The sequence below is a fragment of the Rhizobium sp. Root483D2 genome, from assembly GCF_001426685.1.
GTDB lineage: Bacteria > Pseudomonadota > Alphaproteobacteria > Rhizobiales > Rhizobiaceae > Pararhizobium > Pararhizobium qamdonense.
Genome location: NZ_LMFB01000004.1, coordinates 19,690 through 42,046 on the forward strand (window position 1 = coordinate 19,690; position 22,357 = coordinate 42,046).

27 protein-coding genes are annotated in these 22,357 nt (G+C 60.2%); 7 read left to right on the top strand and 20 right to left on the bottom strand.

The window, feature by feature from the left end:
* Window positions 1–13: 13 nt before the first annotated feature.
* From ASD32_RS02845 to ASD32_RS02855, 3 genes are all read left to right on the top strand, one after another.
* Window positions 14–1,315: a pitrilysin family protein gene (locus ASD32_RS02845; RefSeq protein WP_156383036.1), complete on the top strand. Its 1,302-nt coding sequence runs from the start codon at window positions 14–16 to the stop codon at window positions 1,313–1,315.
* Between the two features lie 87 nt (window positions 1,316–1,402).
* Window positions 1,403–2,014: a GNAT family protein gene (locus ASD32_RS02850; protein ID WP_060636395.1), complete on the top strand. Its 612-nt coding sequence runs from the start codon at window positions 1,403–1,405 to the stop codon at window positions 2,012–2,014.
* The gene (locus ASD32_RS02855) at window positions 2,014–4,926 is read left to right on the top strand and encodes a sensor domain-containing phosphodiesterase (protein WP_060636396.1); all 2,913 of its coding nucleotides are present in this window, start codon (window positions 2,014–2,016) and stop codon (window positions 4,924–4,926) included. Before ASD32_RS02850 ends, ASD32_RS02855 begins: the two co-directional genes overlap by 1 nt.
* Before the next feature lie 557 nt (window positions 4,927–5,483).
* Here the strand turns inward: ASD32_RS02855 and ASD32_RS02860 are convergent.
* The 4 genes from ASD32_RS02860 to ASD32_RS02875 form a co-directional block, all read right to left on the bottom strand.
* Complete coding sequence (locus tag ASD32_RS02860) at window positions 5,484–5,927, bottom strand: type II toxin-antitoxin system PemK/MazF family toxin (protein ID WP_060636397.1); 444 nt, start codon at window positions 5,925–5,927, stop codon at window positions 5,484–5,486.
* A gap of 240 nt (window positions 5,928–6,167) precedes the next feature.
* Window positions 6,168–7,244 carry a putative zinc-binding peptidase gene (locus ASD32_RS02865; RefSeq protein WP_060636398.1) on the bottom strand — a complete coding sequence of 359 codons (1,077 nt, stop codon included), beginning with the start codon at window positions 7,242–7,244 and terminating at the stop codon, window positions 6,168–6,170.
* Between the two features lie 224 nt (window positions 7,245–7,468).
* Window positions 7,469–7,660 (bottom strand): CsbD family protein, encoded by a 192-nt coding sequence (locus ASD32_RS02870; RefSeq protein WP_060636399.1) that lies wholly within the window; start codon window positions 7,658–7,660, stop codon window positions 7,469–7,471.
* A 118-nt stretch (window positions 7,661–7,778) separates the two neighbouring features.
* The gene (locus tag ASD32_RS02875) at window positions 7,779–8,378 is read right to left on the bottom strand and encodes a YqgE/AlgH family protein (protein WP_060636525.1); all 600 of its coding nucleotides are present in this window, start codon (window positions 8,376–8,378) and stop codon (window positions 7,779–7,781) included.
* Between the two features lie 186 nt (window positions 8,379–8,564).
* Between ASD32_RS02875 and ASD32_RS02880 the strand changes: the two genes are divergently transcribed.
* Together ASD32_RS02880 and ASD32_RS02885 are read left to right on the top strand one after the other, a co-directional pair.
* Window positions 8,565–9,374: a protein-disulfide reductase DsbD domain-containing protein gene (locus tag ASD32_RS02880; RefSeq protein ID WP_244490084.1), complete on the top strand. Its 810-nt coding sequence runs from the start codon at window positions 8,565–8,567 to the stop codon at window positions 9,372–9,374.
* 77 nt (window positions 9,375–9,451) lie between these two features.
* Window positions 9,452–9,937, top strand: a complete 486-nt coding sequence (locus ASD32_RS02885; protein ID WP_060636401.1) for a peroxiredoxin — start codon at window positions 9,452–9,454, stop codon at window positions 9,935–9,937.
* 73 nt (window positions 9,938–10,010) lie between these two features.
* On the opposite strand, the gene ASD32_RS02890 is transcribed toward ASD32_RS02885, so the two are convergent.
* The gene (locus ASD32_RS02890; RefSeq protein ID WP_060636402.1) at window positions 10,011–10,487 is read right to left on the bottom strand and encodes an SRPBCC family protein; all 477 of its coding nucleotides are present in this window, start codon (window positions 10,485–10,487) and stop codon (window positions 10,011–10,013) included.
* An 18-nt stretch (window positions 10,488–10,505) separates the two neighbouring features.
* Entirely contained in the window at window positions 10,506–10,844 is a 339-nt protein-coding gene (locus tag ASD32_RS02895; protein WP_060636403.1) for a metalloregulator ArsR/SmtB family transcription factor, read from the bottom strand.
* Between the two features lie 115 nt (window positions 10,845–10,959).
* Between ASD32_RS02895 and ASD32_RS02900 the strand changes: the two genes are divergently transcribed.
* Together ASD32_RS02900 and ASD32_RS02905 are read left to right on the top strand one after the other, a co-directional pair.
* Window positions 10,960–11,256 carry a hypothetical protein gene (locus ASD32_RS02900; protein WP_060636404.1) on the top strand — a complete coding sequence of 99 codons (297 nt, stop codon included), beginning with the start codon at window positions 10,960–10,962 and terminating at the stop codon, window positions 11,254–11,256.
* A gap of 16 nt (window positions 11,257–11,272) precedes the next feature.
* A complete protein-coding gene (locus ASD32_RS02905; protein WP_060636405.1) occupies window positions 11,273–11,674 on the top strand; it encodes a VOC family protein in 402 nt (133 codons plus the stop codon).
* Between the two features lie 3 nt (window positions 11,675–11,677).
* On the opposite strand, the gene rnhA is transcribed toward ASD32_RS02905, so the two are convergent.
* The 14 genes from rnhA to coxB all read right to left on the bottom strand — a co-directional run bounded on the left by rnhA (window position 11,678) and on the right by coxB (window position 22,228).
* Window positions 11,678–12,121, bottom strand: a complete 444-nt coding sequence (gene rnhA, locus ASD32_RS02910; RefSeq protein WP_060636406.1) for a ribonuclease HI — start codon at window positions 12,119–12,121, stop codon at window positions 11,678–11,680.
* Window positions 12,118–13,098 (bottom strand): homoserine kinase, encoded by a 981-nt coding sequence (locus tag ASD32_RS02915; RefSeq protein ID WP_060636407.1) that lies wholly within the window; start codon window positions 13,096–13,098, stop codon window positions 12,118–12,120. The genes rnhA and ASD32_RS02915 overlap by 4 nt, the downstream gene beginning before the upstream one ends.
* 184 nt (window positions 13,099–13,282) lie before the next feature.
* A complete protein-coding gene (gene ispH, locus ASD32_RS02920) occupies window positions 13,283–14,293 on the bottom strand; it encodes a 4-hydroxy-3-methylbut-2-enyl diphosphate reductase (protein ID WP_060636408.1) in 1,011 nt (336 codons plus the stop codon).
* A gap of 3 nt (window positions 14,294–14,296) precedes the next feature.
* Window positions 14,297–14,662 (bottom strand): DUF1304 domain-containing protein, encoded by a 366-nt coding sequence (locus ASD32_RS02925; RefSeq protein ID WP_060636409.1) that lies wholly within the window; start codon window positions 14,660–14,662, stop codon window positions 14,297–14,299.
* Between the two features lie 32 nt (window positions 14,663–14,694).
* Window positions 14,695–15,465, bottom strand: coding sequence for an SURF1 family protein (locus ASD32_RS02930; RefSeq protein ID WP_082546618.1), 771 nt, complete (start codon window positions 15,463–15,465; stop codon window positions 14,695–14,697).
* The gene (locus ASD32_RS02935; RefSeq protein ID WP_060636410.1) at window positions 15,434–15,817 is read right to left on the bottom strand and encodes a DUF983 domain-containing protein; all 384 of its coding nucleotides are present in this window, start codon (window positions 15,815–15,817) and stop codon (window positions 15,434–15,436) included. The genes ASD32_RS02930 and ASD32_RS02935 overlap by 32 nt, the downstream gene beginning before the upstream one ends.
* 132 nt (window positions 15,818–15,949) lie before the next feature.
* The gene (locus ASD32_RS02940) at window positions 15,950–16,243 is read right to left on the bottom strand and encodes an addiction module antidote protein (RefSeq protein WP_060636411.1); all 294 of its coding nucleotides are present in this window, start codon (window positions 16,241–16,243) and stop codon (window positions 15,950–15,952) included.
* An 11-nt stretch (window positions 16,244–16,254) separates the two neighbouring features.
* On the bottom strand, window positions 16,255–16,545 hold the full coding sequence (locus ASD32_RS02945; protein ID WP_060636412.1) for a type II toxin-antitoxin system RelE/ParE family toxin: 291 nt from the start codon (window positions 16,543–16,545) through the stop codon (window positions 16,255–16,257).
* 109 nt (window positions 16,546–16,654) lie between these two features.
* Window positions 16,655–17,530 (bottom strand): cytochrome c oxidase subunit 3, encoded by an 876-nt coding sequence (locus tag ASD32_RS02950; RefSeq protein WP_060636413.1) that lies wholly within the window; start codon window positions 17,528–17,530, stop codon window positions 16,655–16,657.
* A 65-nt stretch (window positions 17,531–17,595) separates the two neighbouring features.
* Window positions 17,596–18,204 (bottom strand): cytochrome c oxidase assembly protein, encoded by a 609-nt coding sequence (locus ASD32_RS02955; protein WP_060636414.1) that lies wholly within the window; start codon window positions 18,202–18,204, stop codon window positions 17,596–17,598.
* A gap of 9 nt (window positions 18,205–18,213) precedes the next feature.
* The gene (locus ASD32_RS30215; protein WP_060636415.1) at window positions 18,214–18,354 is read right to left on the bottom strand and encodes a hypothetical protein; all 141 of its coding nucleotides are present in this window, start codon (window positions 18,352–18,354) and stop codon (window positions 18,214–18,216) included.
* Window positions 18,354–19,310, bottom strand: coding sequence for a heme o synthase (locus tag ASD32_RS02965; protein WP_060636416.1), 957 nt, complete (start codon window positions 19,308–19,310; stop codon window positions 18,354–18,356). The genes ASD32_RS30215 and ASD32_RS02965 overlap by 1 nt, the downstream gene beginning before the upstream one ends.
* 303 nt (window positions 19,311–19,613) lie before the next feature.
* A complete protein-coding gene (gene ctaD, locus ASD32_RS02970; RefSeq protein ID WP_060636417.1) occupies window positions 19,614–21,308 on the bottom strand; it encodes a cytochrome c oxidase subunit I in 1,695 nt (564 codons plus the stop codon).
* 35 nt (window positions 21,309–21,343) lie between these two features.
* The gene (gene coxB / locus ASD32_RS02975) at window positions 21,344–22,228 is read right to left on the bottom strand and encodes a cytochrome c oxidase subunit II (protein WP_060636418.1); all 885 of its coding nucleotides are present in this window, start codon (window positions 22,226–22,228) and stop codon (window positions 21,344–21,346) included.
* Window positions 22,229–22,357 lie beyond the last annotated feature (129 nt).

Sequence of the window (22,357 nt, forward strand, 5' to 3'; positions counted from 1 at the left end):
CGCAGAAAGACGTATGATGAAAGTTGAGTGCACCCGGCTTCAATCCGGGTTGACGGTCGTCACCGAGAACATGCCGCATCTTGAAAGCGTCGCACTCGGGGTCTGGATCAAATCCGGTTCACGCGATGAAACCACGGACGAGCACGGAATTGCCCATCTGCTGGAACATATGGCGTTCAAGGGCACAGCACGGCGCACAGCCCGCGACATTGCCGAGCAGATCGAAAATGTCGGCGGCGAGGTCAACGCCGCGACGTCAACCGAAACCACCTCCTACTACGCCCGCATTCTTCAGGACGACGTTCCGCTCGCGGTCGATATTCTCGCCGACATCCTGACGGAATCCTCCTTCGACGAGGACGAGCTGCAGCGCGAAAAGCAGGTCATCCTGCAGGAAATCGGCGCCGCCAATGACACGCCCGACGATGTCGTCTTCGACAAATTCGCCGAAACCGCCTTTGCCAACCAGACGATCGGCCGCCCGATCCTCGGCACGCCGGAAACGGTTCTATCCTTCACGCCCGAACAGATCCGCACCTATCTCGACCGCAACTACACCACAGACCGCATGTTCGTCGTCGGTGCCGGCGCGATCGATCATGATAGCTTTGTGCGACAGGTTGAAGACCGTTTTTCCAGCCTGCCGCAAAAGCCGGTAGCGTCGCCGGTTGCCGAGACCGCCCATTATACCGGCGGCGACGTGCGCGAAGGCCGCGACCTGATGGATGCGCAGGTGCTTCTCGGCTTCGAGGGCAAGGCCTACCATGCCCGCGATTTCTACTGTTCGCAGATCCTTGCCAATATTCTCGGCGGCGGCATGTCGTCCCGGCTGTTCCAGGAGGTGCGCGAGCATCGCGGCCTGTGCTATTCGGTCTATGCCTTCCACTGGGGCTTTTCCGATACCGGCATCTTCGGCGTGCATGCGGCGACCGGCGGCGAGAACCTGCCGGAACTGATGCCCGTTATCATCGATGAGCTGCGCAAGTCCTCGATGAACATCGAGCAGCAGGAAATCGACCGTGCCCGCGCGCAGATCCGGGCCCAGCTTTTGATGGGGCAGGAAAGCCCGGCAGCGCGCGCCGGCCAGATTGCCCGCCAGATGATGCTCTACGGCCGCCCGATCCCGAATGAGGAACTGATGGAGCGCCTGTCCGGCATCACCGTGGAACGCCTGACGGATCTTGCCGGCCGCTTGTTCTTCGACACCGTACCGACGCTGTCGGCGATTGGTCCGGTCGAGAAGCTGGCGCCGATGGGCGATATTCTGGGTGCACTGTCCAACAAGGCCGTCCGGGCTCGGGCTGCCAACGGCTAATTCTTTTCTGATGAGCGACCTCCGGGCGTTCGCCGAGCGCCCGGCACTCTCGCATATGGTATCAACCCATCCGCTGCGGAGGCTTCCATGACACGATCGGTGTTTCGGTTTCTGTCGAGGCAGCCGGGTCCGATCGAAATTGGCAATGCGGCGCACATGCTGCGCCTGCCCAAATCCACCGATTACCGCCAATGGTACCAGCTGCGCAGCGAAAGCCGCGCCTTTCTGGAGCCTTGGGAGCCGACATGGCGGGCCGACGAGATGACCGAAAGCGCCTTTCGCACCCGCGTCATCCGCAATGAACAGGAATTTTCCTCCGGCCAGGCCGTTCCCCTGTTCATCATTTCACGCGACGAAGACCAGCTGATCGGCGGCCTGACCATCGGCTATATCCGCCGGGGCGCCGCCCAATGCTGCATGATCGGCTACTGGATGGGCGAAAGATTTGCCGGCAAGGGGCACATGGCGCAGGCCGTCAAGCTCGCAATCCCCTATATCTTTTCGAGCCTTCAGTTGCACCGTATTGAAGCAGCCTGTATTCCCGAGAACCACAGAAGCATCCGGCTCCTTGAAAAGGCCGGGTTTCAGCGCGAAGGCTATTTGCGGGAATACCTGAAAATCAACGGGCAATGGCGGGATCATCTGATGTTTTCCCTCCTCTCGCAGGACAGCATGCAACATAAGAATTCGAGTGATTGATGTTTTTGACCCGCCTGCCACCTCACCCGTCAGCACGCAGACTTTTGGCGCTTCTCACCGCCATGATGATCGCGTTCTGCCTGATCGGGAGCGGTGCTGCGCTTGCCACCGAGCCAGTCAAGATTTCGCGCGAGGACACGGCGCTTGATCTGACGGCAACGACGGAAATCTATACCGGCCGCGGCGAAGCTTTTCAGGTTTCGACGGCGCCCGGCACAGACGGCATCGTGCGGCGCATCGAGGTTCGTTCCAGCGCCGACAACCATCAGGGCGACTGGGCGGTGTTTGCGCTGGCCAACGTGTCGGAGGAGCAGCTGGAGCGCGTCATCGTCGCCCCGCATTTCCGTCTGGTGAATTCGAAGCTGTTCTGGCCGGACCTCGGCTCGCAGCGCATCCTGTCGATCACCCCGAGCGAGGGGTTTGCGCTCGACCGCCAGCCGAGCGACGAGGCCGACGTGTTCCGCATCACGCTCAATCCCGGTTCGGTCATCACCTTCGTCGCCGAACTTGCCGGGCCCGACCTGCCGCAGATCTATCTCTGGCAGCCGGACGCCTACAAGGACACGGTGAACGCATTCACGCTCTATCGCGGCATCGTGCTCGGAATTGCCGGCCTCTTGGCCGTGTTCCTCACCATTCTCTTCGTCGTCAAGGGAACCTCGATGCTGCCGGCGACGGCGGCACTGGCCTGGGCGGTGCTTGCCTATATCTGCGTCGATTTCGGCTTCCTGTCGAAGCTGATCTCTATCACCGCAGGCGACGAGCGCATCTGGCGTGCAGGCAGCGAGGTGTTTCTCGCCGCCGGTCTCGTCATCTTCCTGTTCACCTATCTCAACCTCAACCGCTGGCACCAGCACCTGAGCTATGCGACGCTCGCCTGGATCCTCGGACTTGGCCTTTTGTTCGGCGTGGCGATCTACGACCCGGCGATTGCGTCCGGTATTGCCCGCCTCTCGTTTGCGCTGACCGGTACCGCCGGTATCGTGCTGATCGCCTATCTCGGCTTCAACCGCTACGACCGCGCCATCCTTCTGGTGCCGGCCTGGCTTCTGATCCTCGTCTGGCTGTTCGGCGCCTGGCTGACCGTCACCGGCCAGCTGGCCAACGATATCGTCCAGCCGGCGCTCGGCGGCGGCCTTGTTTTGATCGTGCTTCTGATCGGCTTCACGGTGATGCAGCATGCCTTTGCCGGCGGCGCCTATAGCCAGGGGCTGTTTTCGGACCTGGAGCGCCAGTCGCTGGCGCTGACCGGTTCGGGCGATACCGTCTGGGACTGGGACGTGGCGCGCGACCGCGTCGTCACCATCCCGGATATTTCCGGCCAGCTCGGCCTCTCGCCCGGCACCATGCACGGCGCTGCCCGCAACTGGCTGCCGCGGCTGCATCCCGACGACCGCGACCGGTTCCGCGCCACGCTCGACGTGCTTCTGGAACATCGCAGGGGCCGTCTCAACCACGAGTTCCGCGTGCGCGCCGAAGACGGGCATTATCACTGGCTCTCGATCCGCGCCCGCCCGGTGCTGGGCGCCAACGGCGAAATCATCCGCTGCGTCGGCACCATCGTCGATATTACCGAGCAGAAGAATTCGATCGACCGGCTGCTGCACAATGCGCTGAACGACAACCTCACGGGCCTGCCGAACCGGCAGATTTTCCTCGACCGGCTACAGTCGCTTCTGTCGCTGGCACCCGGCTCGACGGCGGTGCGCCCCACCGTCATCACCATCGATATCGACCGCTACAAGCAGGTCAACGACATGCTGGGCATCGCTGCCGGCGACAATATCCTGATTGCGCTGACCCGCCGCCTGCGCCGTCTGGTCAAGCCCCAGGACACGCTGGCGCGGCTTGGCGGCGACGAATTCGGGCTGATCCTGATGTCGGAGCGCGACACGGCCAAGGTCGCCGATTTTGCCGACGCCGTTTCCAAGGCGATCATGGTACCGCTCAATTTCGGCAACAGGGAAATCAACCTGACGGCCTCGATCGGCCTCGTCTCCTGGGTCGATCAGCAGGAAAATGCAGCTGGCCTGCTCGACGATGCCGAGCTTGCGATGTTCCGCGCCAAGAAGGCCGGCGGCAACCGCGTCGAACCCTTCCGCCCGGCCTTCCGCGCCTCGGGCACCGACCGCCTGCAGCTCGAAACCGACCTGCGCCGCGCCATCGAGCGCAAGGAACTCAGCCTCGTCTATCAGCCGATCGTGCGCCTGGTCGATGCCGAGATCGCCGGTTTCGAGGCGTTGATGCGTTGGGAACATCCCAAGCGCGGCAGCATCTCGCCGTCGGAATTCATTCCGATCGCCGAAAATTCCGATCTGATCAACGAACTCGGCATGTTCGCCTTCGAAAAAGCCACCAGCGACCTGACCGAATGGCAGATCCAGACCGGCGAGTTGCCGATCTTCGTTTCCGTCAACCTGTCGAGCGCGCAACTGCTCAACAACGAACTCTATGACGACATCCGCGCGGTCTTGAACAAGAACCATTGTGACCCGCACAAGGTGAAGGTGGAACTGACCGAATCCGTCGTCATGGAAAACCCGGAACAGGCGCGGCTTGTGCTGGAGAAGCTCAAGGATGCGGGCTTGCGGCTGGCGCTCGACGATTTCGGCACCGGCCATTCGTCGCTTGCCTACCTTACCCGCTTTCCGTTCGACACGATCAAGATCGACAAGTCGCTGGTCCGCGACCCCAGCGACAAACGCTCCATCCTCCTGCGCTCCGTCATCACCATGGCCCGCGAACTGGAGATGCAGGTCGTCGCCGAAGGCATCGAATCCGAGGAAGACGCCATCCAGCTCGCCCAGATGGGCTGCGATTTCGGCCAAAGCTTCCTCTTCGGCCCCCCCATCGGCTCGGACTCGATCCAGCGGCTGCTGAAGGAGCGGTTTCCGTTGATGAAGCGGGCGTGATGTCAGAGGGCGAATTTGCTACGATGTAGCCAGTTCGACAGGCGTCAGCTTTGGCTGAAAGCGGTTACGAGAGGTAAGGCAATCACTTCAGTCGTAGGAAGTGGACCCATACCGACATTCCTCGTTTCTGCATTCTGCGTCTGGTCGGTATTTTGCAAGATGACGGCAAACCATCCGCTCGGAGCAAATCAATTGCATCAGTGCCCCGTTGAACAAATGGCAGCCATTCCGCTTCCGACTCTGTGTGGCTTCCCGAGTGCCTCTGTACTCGTATCGCGGCTAGCTTGGTGATGCCGTTCTTAGTCTACTTACTCGAGTATAACCCCTAGAACGACCAAAGCCACCCGCGAGGGTGGCTTGGCTTATGAGTCTCCTTGCGGAGAGACGGCGACCTCATCGGCCCCGCGAATGATCTATATTTAGCTTTGGACTCTGTCGTAGTCAACACCCATGAAGCCGTGCTGTATCGAGATCGATCACGCTGCGTCATCTCAGAGGCTTCCGTTCCGTCTTCGTTTGTACTGTTTCTACCGTCCCAGCAACGGCCGTTGATGGGGTCACTCGGACGGCCGTGTTTTTGTAACTGCTACGTTCGCCGGCAGAGGTGGCACCCACCCCGCAATGATGGCATGCGCCTTCTGTAAAATCACCGTTAGTTCGTCACCCTTTAAACGCGGCGGAGTGTTGCTCACATTGTCGAGCCTGCTGGTTGCCACTGTCATGAGATGGTCACACACTACCCATGTACGCTTGCCATCAATCCTGCCTTGCATTTCGGCGCTGATCTCAATGGCGTTCGCATTCTTCGCGTTGTCGTCATCCGTAGTCATCGGCAATACCGTGACCTTACCGTGCAAGGTTGCGTTCTTGCTGACGACAACGACAGGGCGCTTTTTCCAGAATTCAGGGATATGGATCACGTTTTCGGGGTGTAAGTCACACCAGTAGATGTTTCCCACTTTGGGCGCAGCTTTTATACGTATTCCATACTTCGTTGCCATTGTTATGCCGTTGCGTGTCCAACAAGCGATAGCTCCGGATCGCAATTAGCCCGTTGTCCGCTTTTGGTGCAAGACAGACGAGGCGGCTGACGGTTATATGACCCAATTTGGTCACCCGACGAGCGATCCGACGGCAACGTCTGTAGACAAACAGCCGTCGGCAGCACCTAAGCCACCGACGGCGTTTACGACGTAAAATCGGGGTATGCCGCCTTCCGTCAACGGCGGCCGATGTTCAACCTACTGCCCGTACACCGCCCCTGCACGGCGGATCAAACTGTTGATGAAATCGAGTTTTTGCACCACCGGGGGTGACAGCACGAACGGGTAGCTGTCGGGCTGGCCCATGCTGCGCTGGATGCTGTTGAGTGCTACGCTTAAGGGGACCCAGGCATCGACGAGGCGTTGGGCATCGTTCGCGCGGTAGGGGTCGAAATCGACTTCGGCGGCCATGTCCTCGTGGCGGCGGGGCTCGGTGGACAGGCCGAAGGAGCGGGCTGTCTCCAGCGTATCGACGATGTGGAAGAAATGCGCCCAGCATTCGGCGAAATCTTCGGCCGGGTGGGCGCTGGCATAGGTGCTGATGAAGTTCAGCTGCCAGTCGGCCGGCGGTCCCTGCTCGTAGTTGCGCTTCAGCGCCTCGGCATAGTCCTCGCGCTCGTCGCCGAACAGGGCGCGGGCTTCGGCAAGCGTTTGCTCGTCGCGCACCAATTGCGCCCAGTAGAAATGGCCGATCTCATGACGGAAATGGCCAAGCAGCGTCCTGTAAGGCTCATTCATCGAGACACGCACGCTTTCGCGCGTCGCGTCATTGGCCTCGGCTGCACGCAGGCTGATCAGGCCGTCTTCGTGGCCGGTCATGGCGGGAACCACATTGCCATTCGCATCCACCTCGTCGGCCAGGAAATCGAACACCAGGCCGCCTTGCGGATCGGCGTCGCGGCCGGGGCGTGGCAGTTTCCAGCGCAGGAGCGAATAGAACAGATGCCGCTGCGCCTGGCCAATCTTCTGCCAGCGCGCCAAGCCCTCCGGATTGTCGGTCACCGGGACGATGCGGTTGTAGCGGCAGGCCTGGCAATAGGCGTGATCGTCATTGGTGGAGATCAGCCAGTTGCAGATATCGTGGGCCGCATTGGCGCAGAAGCGCACATCGGCCACCGGACGCGAAGATGCCTGCCACAGGTCTTGCCCTGCGGGTGTTACCGCCTGCATCGACATGGCCTCCGGCAGAAAGCCGAGTTGCGATCCGCAATTGATGCAGACGCGATTGTCGAAATGGACGGGATTTCCGCAGTTACCGCATTCGTAAAGTCTCATAAAAATCGCCCCGCCTATGGCTCCGCCGATGATGAATGAAAAAGAGTGACTGCCGTAACAGCCATCGCCCGAATATGTGGTGTGTCGCAAAGAAATGCCCGCCGGCACAAGGCACAGCGGGCATCGGCGCTGAAATCTTCTATCCAGTTGAACCCGTCAGGACAGTCGATTCGCGCACTTGGGAGCCGCCGGTGGCCAATGAGGCCTGCCAACGGCAAACCGGATTACATGCGATCAACGGTACCCTTGACGGCGTCCTTGGCCTTGCCTGTGGCCGTCTGGACCTTGCCCTTGACTTCCTGGCCCTTGCCTTCAGCCTGCAGCTTTTCGCTGCCGGTTGCCTTGCCTGCTGCCTGCTTGACCTTGCCTGCTGCCTGATTGGCGGCGCCGGAAATCTTGTCGGAAGTGCTACCCATGATCAGTCTCCTTGAGAGGTTGAGGTCAGGATCGGATCGTCCTGTCCTTACGACTGGAAAACGGAGAGCGGCTGAATTTGTTCCGGCTTAAGACAACAAAGTCGAAAATAGATTGGCCCTATGCATGGCCGGCATCGACCGACAGCATGGCAGGCGCCACACCCATCGAGGCCAGAGCCCGGTCGTATTTGTCGCCAAGGCCGCGGTCGAAGATCAGCTCTTCGCTGGCCGGGCAATTCAGCCAGCCATTGTTGGCGATTTCATTTTCAAGCTGGCCCGCACCCCAGCCGGCATAGCCAAGCATCATCATCGCCTTGGCAGGCCCCTCGCCGCGCGAAATCGCCCGCACGATATCGAGCGTTGCCGTCAGGCAGATGTCGTCATTGACGGGAATGCTGGATTCGCTGAGGTAATCATCCGAATGCAGAACGAAGCCACGGCCGGTTTCCACCGGGCCGCCGGTCTGGATCTGGAAATCGCGGGTAATGCCCGGAAGCCGGATGGCCTGCTCCTGATCGATGATCTGCAGATGCAGGAGAACGTCGGGAAATGTCAGCTGCTGCGGCCGGTTGAGCACGAAGCCCATGGCGCCGTCGTCCGAATGGGCGCAAACGAAAATGACGGTGCGGGCAAAATTGCTGTCGAACATGCCGGGCATGGCGATCAGGAACTGACCGTCCAACACCCCGCGTTCGCGCTTTTTCTGGAACGTCGCCATCATGGTCTTAGCCTCAGGTTCAAATGAAAAGCGCTTCCACTCTGGTCTTTTCTCGAGGATGTTCCGCGCCTTGAAGCCGTGTGCCATCAAGAGAAAATGATCGCGAGGTGAGAGCCGGCATCTTTCAAGCCTGCCTCAAAACCGGTAAGCCTCAGCGTCATGAAACATCATCGCCTCCGAGAGATTGTGCCTCATTTGGCTGCGCTGGCAACCCTTGCAGCGTATTTTTTTATTGCCCCGGCCGCCATGGCCGCACAAAGCCAGTGGGTGCAGTCGCAAGGCGGCGAGGTTCGCATCGTCGCCGCCAAACCGCTCGCTGATGGCACGATCCCGGCCATTCTCGACATCCGGCTGAAGCCCGGCTGGAAAACCTACTGGATCGAGCCCGGTGCCAGCGGGATCCCACCGCAGGTCACCATCGACCCGAAGGACGGCATTGTCTTTTCCGGTCTGCGCTTTCCAGCGCCGAAGGCATTTCACGACGGCATTGCGGGGTATGCGGGCTATGATCATTCGGTGGCCTTTCCGCTCTCTCTGAAGCGCGAGAAAAGCGGCGATCTCAGCCTGAATGCCTCGGTGTTTCTCGGGATCTGCAAGGATATCTGCATCCCGGTGCAGGCAGACCTGCACCTTTCTTTGCCTGAGGGACTTGCGGAAAACCCGCTCGACCGGGCCCGGATCGAGGATGCCGTCGCGGCGCTGCCGATGCCGCCGTCCGGCACGTTCAAGGTGACGGCCGCCGCCTTCGACGCGGCTGAAAAACGCCTGCACCTGGAACTGGTAACGCCAGCGGCAATGCCTGCGGAAATCTTCCTGTCCGGTCCTGCCGGCTATAGTTTCGGCACGCCGGACACTGTTGTCGCGCAGGATGGCAAGGTGACGGCGGTGGTGCCGGTCAGGGTTCCCGCCAAGGGCGGCGCCTTGAAAAGCGGCGCGGTGACGCTGGTTGCGCGTTCGGGCGATCAGAGCATCGAAACCCCGCTTGCCTTTGACTGAACCGAATCTATATTCCCATCGACCACGGAGCCTTCAGCGCTCCGGCCTTCCCGAAAAAGACTTCAAGGAGTGAGACCGTGACCATTTCCGTCGGAGACAAGCTGCCTGCCGCCACCTTCAAGGAAAAGACCGCCGATGGCCCGGTCGAAATCACCACCGACCAGCTGTTTTCCGGCAAGAAGGTCGTGCTCTTTGCCGTTCCCGGCGCTTTTACGCCGACCTGCTCGCTCAACCACCTGCCGGGTTACCTGGAAAACCGCGATGCTATCCTTGCCCGCGGCGTCGATGATATCGCCGTCGTTGCCGTCAACGACCTGCATGTGATGGGCGCCTGGGCAACCGCATCGGGCGGCATGGGCAAGATCCATTTTCTCTCCGACTGGAACGCCGCCTTCACCAAGGCTCTCGGCATGGATATCGATCTCTCGGCCGGCACGCTCGGCCTGCGCTCCAAGCGCTATTCGATGCTGGTGGAAGACGGCGTGGTGAAAACCATCAATGTCGAGGAAAGCCCCGGACAGGCGACCGTCTCTGCCGCTGCCGCCATGCTCGAGCAGATTTGAGGTCTGGCGTTCAGGCCGGATGATCGCAGCATTGCCTGCCGGTTGAACCGGCAGGCCTTGGCGCCGGTGAAACTTACTGAACCCGCTTCTCGACCAATGTTGCAAGCTGGCCAATGACCGTGCCCCAGCCGTCGAAGAAGCCCAGCTCTTCGTGCATTGTCCGGTCGGCATTGCTCTTGTGCATGACATGAGCATGGTAATTGGTGCCGTCTGGATGATCCTGCAGCGTGACGATGGCTGTCATGAAGGGCTGTTCGGCCGGGCGCCAGCCGCCGGTCAGCGCGTTGGTAAAGACGATCCGCTCGCCGTCCCGCACATCCAGAAAACAGGCGGAGAGATGCGGCTGGAAATCGCCGCCGTTTTCGCTCATCTGCGTCGTAAGGGCTCCGCCCGGGCGCAGGTCCATGGCGACCACCTTGCATTTGGCCGGTGCGGGGATCCACCATTGCTCGAAGCGTGACGGATCGGTCCAGGCGCTCCAGACAAGCGATCGCGGCGCCTTGATGATCCGGGAAATCGTCAGGTCGAGCCTGGGGTCGGGTGTGGTCATTGTCAGCCTCCTTGTTTCTTAAGTCTTGGTTTCTTGTGTCCTGGTAACGAACTGCTCAAGCCTGTCGGTACGGCCCTCCCACAGCGAACGCTGCGCCGACAGCCACGCATCGACTGCGGCAAACTGCTGTTTCTCGATGGTGCAGGTCCGGACCCGCCCCTGCTTGCGGGTCTTGATCAGGCCGCTGCCCTCCAGAAAATGAATGTGTTTCATGAAGGACGGCAAGGCCATGGCGAAGGGTTCGGCAAGGTCGCTGATGCTGGCCGGTCCATTGCCCAGCCGCACCAGCACGGCCCGCCGCGTCGGGTCTGCCAGCGCCTGGAAAATGCCGTCGAGCTGGTGTGAATACTGATCCATAAGGCTAAGTATCACGACGTAACACTTACCGCAAGGGCTAAGTGTTTTCCTCCGGTCCTTGACTTGCCATGGCGAGAGGGCATGTTTTCATGGAAGACGAATTCGGGAGGTCACGATGAAGACGTTTTTTCGTATCGGTGCGGCTATTGCCGTCATGACGGTGGCTGGCCAGGCCGCAGCCAAGATTCCGCTTGTGAACGCCACCTGCCCCGGCAATATCGAAGTTCATGCCGATCAGGGCGGTCCGGTCTATATCAACGGCAAGGAAGGCAAGCTCAAGGTCTTCAACGAGAACTATTATGAAGCCAAGGGCGGCGGTGTCACCATATCGCTCACCATCAGTCCGGATGGATCGGCGGATGTGTCCTATACCGGCAAGGGCGGCGCCAATGGTGTCTGTACCGTGAAGTAACCGGCAAGGGGATGTCATGAACCAGAGCATCGCGCTGATCGCGCTCGTCGTTGCCGATTATGACGCGGCGATTGCTTTTTACGTCGGCAAGCTCGGTTTCGTGCTGGTCGAGGACAGTTACCAGCCCGAGCAGGCCAAACGCTGGGTGGTTGTGCGGCCGCCTGGCAAGGGCAGCACAGCGCTGCTTTTGGCAAAGGCGTCCTCGCCGGTCCAGGAACCGTTCGTCGGCAATCAGGCGGGCGGGCGCGTGTTCCTGTTTTTGCAGACCGATGATTTCTGGCGCGATCATGCAAAGATGGTCGAGACAGGAATCCGCTTTATCCGCGAACCGAAAGAGGCTCCCTACGGCATCGTCGCCGTGTTCGAGGACCTCTATGGAAATCTCTGGGACCTGGTCGAGTTTACCGACGGACGATAGAGCTTACCGCTTCTTCTTGAACGGTTCCATGCCCTTGCGGGCGAGTTCGTCGGCGCGTTCGTTTTCCGGGTGGCCGGCATGGCCCTTGACCCAGTGCCAGGTGACCTTGTGGCTCTGGTTGGCGGCATCGAGCGCCTGCCAGAGTTCGCCGTTCTTCACCGGCTTCTTGTCTGCGGTCTTCCAGCCGTTCTTCTTCCAGCCGTGGATCCACTTGCCGATGCCGTCCATGACATATTTCGAATCGGTATAGAGATCGACTTCACACTGCGTCTTCAGGCTCGTGAGCGCAGTGATCGCCGCCAGCAGTTCCATGCGGTTGTTGGTGGTTTCCGCCTCGCCGCCGCACAGGTCCTTCTCGGTTTCGCCATAGCGCAGCACCGCGCCCCAGCCGCCCGGACCGGGGTTTCCGGAGCAGGCGCCATCGGTGAAGATATCGACATGTTTCATGCGGGCATTGTCTCGTTGGTGAGGCCGTATTCGGCTGATGTTGCGACGGAGCGGTGGAACTGCAGCTTCTTCAGATATTCGAGCGGGTCCTTCTTGACCACGAGGGCACCGGCCGGCGTCATCAGCCAGTCGTAGAGCCGCGTCAGGAAAAACCGCAGCGCCGAACCGCGCGCAAGCAGCGGCAGCGCTTCGATCTCGGCAGATGTCAGCGGCCGCACGCTCTGGTAACCCGCAAGCAGCGCCATGCCCTTGGTGATGTTGAACGCGCCGTCCTTTTCGAAGCACCAGGCATTCAGGCAGACCGAGACGTCATAGGCGAGCAGGTCGTTGCAGGCGAAATAAAAGTCGATCAGCCCGGACAGTTGGTCGCCAAGGAAGAAAACGTTGTCGGGGAAGAGATCGGCATGGATGACGCCCTCCGGCAGGTCCTTCGGCCAGTTGGCCTCGAGAAAATCCAGTTCATGGGCAATCTCATCCGCCAGCCCCTGTTGCACCTCGTCGGCGCGGTCGCGCGAATTGTTCCACAGCGGCCGCCAGCCGCCGACGGACAGCGCGTTCGGACGGCGGATCTCGAAGCCCTCGCCGGCCACATGCATGGCGGCGAGCGCCTTGCCGACCTCGCGGCAATGGCTGGCATCTGGCTTGCGCAGCCACATGCCCTCGAGGAAGGAAATGACGGCGGCCGGACGGCCCGAGAGATGGCCGAGCAACGCACCATCGGCACGCGGCAGAGGCAGCGGGCAGGACAAACCGTTGCCGGCCAGATGATGCATCAGCCCGAGGAAAAACGGCAGATCGTTCTGGTCCACCCGCTTTTCGTAAAGCGTCAGGATATAGGCGCCCTTGGTGGTGTGCAGCAGAAAATTGGTGTTCTCGACGCCTTCGGCAATGCCCTTGTAGGACGTCAGCGTGCCGACATCATATTGCTTCAGAAAGCCGTTGAGATCGTCTTCGGTGATATCGGTGTAAACTGCCAAGGTCGGATCTCTGAGCTAGAATAGGTGGAAGGGGTTTGCCTGCGAATGGATCCTCGGGTCAAGCCCGAGGATGACGGAGAGTGGGACGGCCACAGCGCAGGCAATTGGCTTCAAAACATAACAAACTCGAAGCCGTCATCCTCGGGCTTGACCCGAGGATCCACGCCGCATGCACGTTTTGCCGTCACTCCCCATTCACAAACGCCATGTCCTGCGCCGTCAAGGGAACGTGGCGCAATTCGCGGTTGACGAGGAAGTTTTCGGTTTCCTCGACCGTGTCGGCCAATTCCACGGCGGCATCATAGCGCACGCGAAAAGCCTCGATAATCTCGTTGACGATGACTTCCGGTGCCGACGCACCCGCCGACAGGCCGACTGTAGAGATATCGGCGAAATCATCCCAGTCGATTTCCGACGCCCGCTGGACAAGCACCGATTTTTTTGCCCCGGCGCGCAGTGCCACTTCGACCAGCCGCTTGGAATTGGACGAATTCGGTGCGCCGACGATGATGAAATGATCGCAGCCAGGAGCCGCCTGTTTCACCGCTTCCTGGCGGTTGGTCGTCGCGTAGCAGATCGAATCGGCGGCAGGCGCCGTCAGGTTCGGGAAGCGCTCGTGCAGCCGCTTGATGACGCCTGCCGTATCATCGACAGAGAGCGTGGTCTGTGTGACGAAACCGAGATTGTCGGCATCCGGCGGCATATAGGTTTCGGCGTCCTCGACCGTTTCCACCAGCGACACCGCACCTTCGGGCAATTGACCCATCGTGCCGATCACCTCGGGATGTCCGGCATGGCCGATCAGCACCACATGGCGGCCGAGCTTCTGGTGGCGCATGGCCTGCTTGTGGACCTTGGAGACCAGCGGGCATGTGGCGTCGAGGTAGAAGAGATTGCGCTGCGTCGCATCGGCCGGAACCGATTTCGGCACGCCATGGGCGGAAAACACCACCGGTTGCTTGCGATGCTCAGGCGGGATCTCGTCGAGTTCCTCCACGAAGATCGCGCCCTTGGCCTCAAGCCCCTCGACGACATAGCGGTTGTGAACGATCTCGTGGCGGACATAAACAGGCGCGCCAAATTCCTTCAGCGCCAGAACGACGATCTGGATCGCCCGGTCGACCCCGGCGCAGAAACCGCGCGGGCCGCACAGGCGCAGGGTGATCGGGGTCTTTGCTGGAAGGGACGTCGCCATTGATCAGAATGCCAGTAAGGTGAACACAAGGCCGAGAATGGCCGGGCCGCCCTGCACGAGCAGGATGCGCGGCTTGACCGACCATGCGCCATATATAGCGGCAACGATCACGCACACAAGGAAGAACAGCTTCAACTGCACGGCAAATTCGGGCGGCGCAGTGATCAGCGACCACAGAAGTCCGGCGGCGAGAAAGCCGTTATAGAGCCCCTGATTGGCGGCCAGAACCCTGGTCGCCTCCGCCTGTTCCGGTGTCATCCGGAAGATTTTTCGCGCCTGCGGCCCGGTCCAGAGAAACATTTCGAGCACGAGAAACCCGGCATGCATCAGCGCCGTCACGGCGATCAGGATGTTTGCAAGAATGGCCATTAGATTCCCTCCGGCTCAGGACTGGATCGACCTTATGTCTTCCGCCGGAAGATGAAAATCCCGCTGATGACGACCAAGGCTGCGGCCAGCCCGTACCAGGTCATCGCATATTGCAGATGGCTGTTGGGAAGATCGAACTGCGTCACGCCGCCGATCGGCATGCCGCCGTCATGCGCCGTCGCATCGGCATCGATGAAGAAAGGCTCGACCTTGGCGGGATCGAGGCCGGCGCTCGATGCCATGACATCGAGATCCTTCCAGTAGAAGATGTTCTTGGCGATATCATTGTCCGGCACGGCCCAGGATGGTTTTGCAAGCAACTTGGCGCGGGACAGCCCGGTGACGGTCTGCTCGCCGGTCAGCTGGCCCTGCTTGCGCATTTCCGGTTCCTTCGCCTCGAAAGTGACGAAGCCGCGATTGACGAGAACGATCCGGCCATCGTTCAGCTCAAGCGGCGTATAGACGTAATAGCCGGTGCGGCCGCCGAAAGTGGCGAAGAAATGCCTCTCCTTGTTGTTGAGATAGGTGCCAGTAACGCGCACCGTGCGGTAATCGACGTCGTCTCCGGCCTTGGCCAGAGCCTCGATGGCCGCGAGGTCAACGGGCGGTGCCGCGCGCCGCTCCGCAATCGAGGCCAGAAGCCCCTCTTTCCAGGCCAGCCGTTCCATCTGCCATGTGCCGAGCGCCAAGAGGATCGCCAGCGCGACGAGGACCAGCACGATGCCGGCGATGCGGCCGACCAGACCGCCGCCCTTCTTCGTTGACACGCTATCAGCCACGATCGATCTCACCCTGGCGCGCATTGTTGCGGAACTGGACATTGATGAGCACGCCCTTGAGCATGCGCATCAGCGCCAGACTAAAGACGATGGCGAGCGGTATCCACAACAGGAAATGCACCCAGAGCGGCGGATTGATATTGACCTCCATCCAGAGTGCTGCGCCCACAACGATGAAACCGACGATCAGGATGACGAACACCACCGGCCCATCGCCGGCATCGGCAAAGCCATAATCCAGGCCGCAATTGGCGCAGGCCGGCTTCAATGTCAAAAAGCCGTCAAACAGCTTGCCCTGTCCGCAGCGCGGGCAAAGCCCCTTGAGCCCGGCCCTCACCGGCTCGACCGGTGGAAAATGTGCGCTGTCTTCGTTCATCCGGTTCTTCCAAACTGTTCGCGGCGGCTGTGTGCCAATGAGTCAGCCGACTACGTAACCCCAGCGCCCGCCTTCGTCCAATGGCAAAGCCTGCGACAAAGACGCATCGTGCGACGGGGAGCAAAGTTGCACTCAAGGTGTTGGGCGATCGGCAACAATCGTCATCTTCAACCCGAGCGTATTAACGATCTTGTGGAGCGTTTCAAACCGGGCCTTCGATCCGCCCCGCAGCGACTTGTAGAGGCTTTCGCGGCCAAGCCCCGAGGCCCTGGCAATCTCAGTCATTCCGCGCGCCTTGGCGACATCACCAAGAGCCGCGATGAAGACATCGGGATTGTCATCCTCCATCGCAGCCGTGAGATATTCGGCGACAAGGTCATCGTCATCGAGAAACTCGGATGCGTCAAATCTGGAGACCGTTGTCATGATTTACCCTTCTAAAGCGACTTCGCCATCTTCAATGCGGCTGCTATGTCCCGCTTCTGGCTGGACTTGTCGCCCCCGGCGAGCAGGAGATAGACAACGTCGCCACGTCGTTTGAAATACAAGCGATACCCGGGTCCATAATGGATCCGCATTTCCGAGACACCCTCGCCAACCGGTGCGCAGTCTCCCAGATTGCCGAACTCGGCGGAGCGTATCCGCGCAAGAATTCTGGCCTTCGCCTTCACGTCCCGCAGCGAAAACAGCCAATCCTTGAACACATCGGTTGTTTCAAATACGAGCATGATCAATCGTATCCGAAAGGATACATTCCGTCAATTTACCCTCAGCCATCGCTTCAAACAGAAACGGCCGCATTGCTGCGGCCGCCCGAAAATTTTGTGTATCGTCCGATCAGCCGTGGATCGGGGCACCCCAGCCGCCCCAGACGTAGATCGAGAAGAACAGGAAGAGCCAGACCACGTCGACGAAATGCCAGTACCAGGCGGCGGCTTCGAAGCCGAAATGCTGCTTGGGGGTGAAGTCGCCCTTCAGCGCGCGGATCAGGCAGATGGCGAGGAAGATCGTGCCGACCAGGACGTGGAAACCATGGAAGCCGGTCGCCATGAAGAAGGTCGCGCCGTAGATCGAGTCCTTGAAGGCGAACGGAGCGTGGACATATTCGTAGGCCTGAACGCCCGAGAACAGGATGCCGAGCAGGACCGTCAGCGTCAGGCCGTTGATCAGGCCCTTGCGGTCGCCGTGCAACAGGGCGTGGTGCGCCCAGGTGACCGTGGTGCCGGACAGAAGCAGGATGACGGTGTTGTAGAGCGGCAGGTGCCAGGGATCGAGAACCTCGATGCCCTTGGGCGGCCATGTACCGCCGGTGAAGGCGGCGCGGGTGGCCTGGATGGCCTCGCCCGGAAACAGGCTGGCATCGAAATAGGCCCAGAACCAGGCGACGAAGAACATCACTTCCGAAGCGATGAACATGATCATGCCGTAACGCAGGTGCAGCGACACGACGCGGGTATGATGCCCCTCATGCGCTTCCTTGATCGTATCGGCCCACCAGCCATACATCGTGTAGAGCACGACGGCGAGACCGATGAAGAAGAACCACGGATGCGCCCAGTTCAGGCCGAACAGGTGCAGCGTGCCGCCCGACAGGTATCGCATATAGCCGACGCCGCCAAAGGCCATGACGAAGGCGCCGATCGAGGCGATCAGCGGCCAGGGGCTCGGATCGATGATGTGGTAGTCGTGATTTTTCTGGTGCGCATCGGCCATGTGGACTATCCCCGATAAGTCTTTCTCATGTCGTCATTTCCGGCTTAGCCGAAAACTGTGATCTGTCAAAGTTTTCTGTCAGTTTCGGCAGGTTTTGCCTTGAGCGCCGCGACCGGCTTCGACGGCTCGCGGGCGTAGAATGTGTAGGAGAGCGTCAGCGTGTTGATCCCCTTGGTCTCAACCGCCTTGACGATTTCCGGATCGATGAAGAACACCACCGGCATCTTCAGGTCTTCGCCCGGCTGCAGCGTCGTCTCGGTAAAGCAGAAGCACTCGACCTTGTTGAAATAGGCGCCGGCCGCCATCGGCGTGACGTTGAAGACCGCCTGACCGGTCGTCGCTTTCTTCGCCACATTGGTTGCTTCGAACTCGACCTGCACGGTTTCGCCGATCTTCAGTTCGATCTCGCGCTGCACGGGCTTGAACACCCAGGGCAGGTCCGATGCGATATTGGCATCGAACGTCACCTTGATCTTCCGGTCGAGGATGACGTCGGACGCCTGCTCGACGCGTTTGGTCGTGCCGTTATAGCCTGTCACCCGGCAGAACATGTCGTAGAGCGGCACGGCGGCATAGGCCATGCCCGTCATGCCGACGACGAAGGCGATGCAGGAGGCGACGATGACGCCGTTTGCCCGCTCCTTCTTCTGCTCCGGTGTTTTGATCGGGGCCATGATCTCTCCCTATTGAACCATGCCGTTGCTGAACTTGATCAGCGTTACGACATAGAAAATGGCAACGAGACCGAAGAGGACGGCACCCAGCGCGATATTGCGGCCGCGGCGCGACTTCTTCTGGGCGTCCGTGAGTGTCACGAGTTCCATCAGGCAACCTTTCCGGCAGTAAGCCACAGCGTGGCAATCAGATGATCGACCATCAGCGCGGAGAAGATCGCGAAGAGATAGAGGATCGAAAATGCAAAGAGCTTCTTGGCCGGCACCATCTTCTCGTCCCCTTCCGGCATCCGGTGCACGCCGATGGAGTACCAGATGAAGCCGAGGCCAAGCGCTGCGGCAAAAGCGCCGTAATAGGTGCTCGAGAAACCGAGGATGGACGGCACGACGCCGATGATCGCGGTGAGCACGGCGTAGATGACGATCTGCGTCTTGGTGGTCGCCTCGCCCGAAACATTCGGCAGCATCGGCACGCCAACGGCGCCGTAATCGCGCATCTTGAACAGGGCGAGCGCCCAGAAATGGGCCGGCGTCCACAGGAAGGTGATGAGGAAGAGCACGATACTCTCGATGGCGATGCCATTGGTAACGCAGGCCCAGCCGATCATCGGCGGGAAAGCGCCGGCAGCACCGCCGATGACGATGTTCTGCGGCGTCGAGCGCTTCAGCCACATCGTGTAGATCACCACATAGAAGAAGATCGTGAATGCGAGCAAGCCGGCCGACAGCCAGTTGACGACGATGCCGAGAATGCAGACGGAAAAGGCAGACAGCGTCATGCCGAACGACAGCGCTTCCTGCGCCGTGATCTTGCCAGACGGGATCGGCCGCTTTGCCGTGCGGGTCATGACGGCGTCGATATCCGCGTCGTACCACATGTTGAGGGCGCCTGACGCTCCAGCACCCACGGCGATACAGAGGATCGCAATGAAACCGATGAACGGGTTGATGTGCCCGGGTGCCATCACCATGCCGGCGAGACCCGTGAACACCACCAGCGACATGACGCGCGGCTTCAGCAGCTCGAAATAATCGCGCGCAGAGGCCTCAGAGAGACGAACGCCGCCTTCCGTGCCGATTGCTTCGTGATTGTCGATAACCTGCATGTCCGTTCCGTTTCTGTTGTCCGGTTTTGCTGTCCGGGAGAGCAGGCCTCATGGCCTCCCTCTCCTTCGTCACCGCCGGGCTACTCTACCCCATTGTCATCCTCAGGCCTGACCCGAGGATCCATTCCCAAGCATGCCAGCCCAGGCATACCGGAGGGAATGGTGTGGATCCTCGGGTCTAGCCCGAGGATGACGGAGGGTGGTTTGCCGGGTTTGGCCTAACGAACCATCGCTCCCGGCCGGTATCAGCTTTCCCTCAAGTCGAGGAGCCGCCGTTGCCGGCGGCCCAGGTTTTGCAAGCGCTTACTTGATGCGCGGCAGCTGTTCCCACTGGTGGAACGGCGGCGGCGATGTCAGCTGCCATTCGAGCGTGTTGGCGCCCTCACCCCAGGGGTTGTTGCCGGCAACGCGCTTCTTGGAGAAGGCTTCAAAGACGCCGAACAGGAAGATCAGGACGGCGAAAGCCGAGATGTAGGAACCGTAGGACGATACGGCGTTCCAGCCGGCATAGGCATCCGGATAGTCGATGTAACGGCGCGGCATGCCGGCAAGGCCGAGGAAATGCTGCGGGAAGAACACAAGGTTCACGCCGACGAACATGACCCAAAAGTGCAGCTTGCCGATCAATTCCGAATACATGTAGCCGGTCATTTTCGGGAACCAATAGTACCAGCCGGCAAAGATCGCAAACACCGCGCCGAGCGACAGAACGTAGTGGAAATGGGCAACCACGTAATAGGTGTCGTGCAGCGAACGGTCGAGGCCGGCATTGGCGAGCTGAACGCCGGTGACGCCGCCCACGGTGAACAGGAAGATGAAACCGATCGCCCAGACCATCGGCGTGGTGAAGCGGATCGAACCGCCCCACATCGTCGCAATCCAGGAGAAGATCTTCACGCCGGTCGGAACCGCGATGACCATCGTCGCGAAGACGAAGTAGCGCTGCGTGTCGAGCGACATGCCGACGGTGTACATATGGTGCGCCCAGACGATGAAGCCGACGGCGCCGATGGCGACCATGGCATAGGCCATGCCGAGGTAACCGAAGATCGGCTTGCGCGAGAAGGTCGAGACGATGTGGCTGACGATGCCGAAGCCGGGCAGGATCAGGATGTACACTTCCGGGTGACCGAAGAACCAGAACAGGTGCTGGAACAGGATCGGGTCGCCGCCGCCTTCAGGCGCGAAGAAGGACGTGCCGAAGTTGCGGTCGGTGAGCAGCATGGTGATGCCGCCTGCCAGAACCGGCAGCGAGAGAAGCAGAAGGAAAGCGGTGATCAGAACCGACCAGGCAAACAGCGGCATCTTGTGCAGCGTCATGCCGGGAGCGCGCATGTTAAGGATCGTGGTGATGAAGTTGATCGCACCGAGGATCGACGAGGCGCCGGCAATGTGCAGGCCGAGGATCACGAGGTCCATGGAGGGTCCGGGCGTTCCCGCCGTCGAGAGAGGCGGATAGATCGTCCAGCCACCCCCGGAGCCATAACCACCGGCCGGGCCTTCGACGAACATCGACAGGAGCACCAGCAGGAAGGCCGGGATGATCAGCCAGAAGGAGATGTTGTTCATGCGCGGGAACGCCATGTCAGGCGCACCGATCATGATCGGCACCATCCAGTTGGCAAAGCCGCCGATCAGCGCCGGCATGACCATGAAGAAGATCATGATCAGCGCATGCGCCGTGGTGAAGACGTTGAACATCTGCTTGCCGCCGTCGATGGCAGCGTCGCCTTCGAAGCCGTAGACCATGGAGGCCAGGCCGTGGAAGATCTGGATGCCCGGCTCCTGCAGCTCGGCACGCATGAAGACCGACAGCGTGCCGCCGACGATGCCCGCGAAGATCGCGAAGATCAGGTACAGCGTGCCGATGTCCTTGTGGTTGGTCGAGAGGAACCAGCGCTGAAAGAAGGTCAGCGGCTTGTGGGCGTGGTCATGGTCATGCCCGTGATCGTGGGCATGGTCATGAAGGTGGTCGTTTTGCGCGGTTGTTCCGGCCATTGGGTCGAGCTCCCCTTCGAATTCTGTAGGGCGAATTACTGTGCGGCGTTTTCAGCGACGTCTACGGTCTTGGCCGCGCCGTCGATGGAAGCCATGAGTGCCTTGTTCGCTTCACCAACATTGGTGGCGGCGGCAGCAAGCCAAGTGTTGTACTTGTCTTCGCTGACCACACGGATGGCGATCGGCATATAGGCGTGATCCTTGCCGCAGAGCTCGGAACACTGGCCGTAGTAGAGACCTTCGCGCTCGGCCTTGAACCAGGTTTCATTGAGACGGCCGGGAACGGCGTCGATCTTCACGCCGAAAGCCGGCATGGCGAAGGCGTGGATGACGTCGGCTGCGGTGACCAGAACGCGAACGGTCTTGCCGACGGGAACGACGACTTCGTTATCGACGGCCAGAAGACGCGGATATTCGTGCTTGTCTTCCTTGCCGAGCGAGGCGCGGTCTTCTTCCTTCATCATCAAGCTGTCGAAGGAGAGCGGGCTTTCGCCGATTTCATATTCATAGGACCAGTACCACTGGTTGCCTGTCGCCTTCAGCGTGATATCCGGATTTTCCGGCGGCGTCAGCTGCGCGGTCAAAAGCTGGAAAGAGGGAATGGCCAGGAACAGGAGGATGACCACCGGACCCAGCGTCCAGACGATCTCGATCGCCGTGTTATGGCTGGTCTTGGAGGGAACCGGGTTCTTGCTTTCGCGGAACCGGATCACGATCCAGACCAGGAGCGCCAGGACGAAAAGCGTGATCGGAATGATGAACCAGAGCGTGTAATGCTCGAACCACGTAATTTCTTCCATGATCCCGGTTGCTGCGGTCTGAAAGTTGGTCTGCCATGCGACCGGCTTGTCAGCCAAAGCATTCGAAGCGAAGAGCAGACAGGCAATCGATGCCAAAACTGCAAAAGCCTTGTTTTTCACTATAGTGTCTCCCTGGGCGCTTGATCAGGATCAAACCGTAACGCAGAATCCTTAGCCATACTGAAGCGCTTCAAACCACAGTTTGATGAACGCCGCAACATCTGTCCATTCAAGCCCATGCGGCATTTT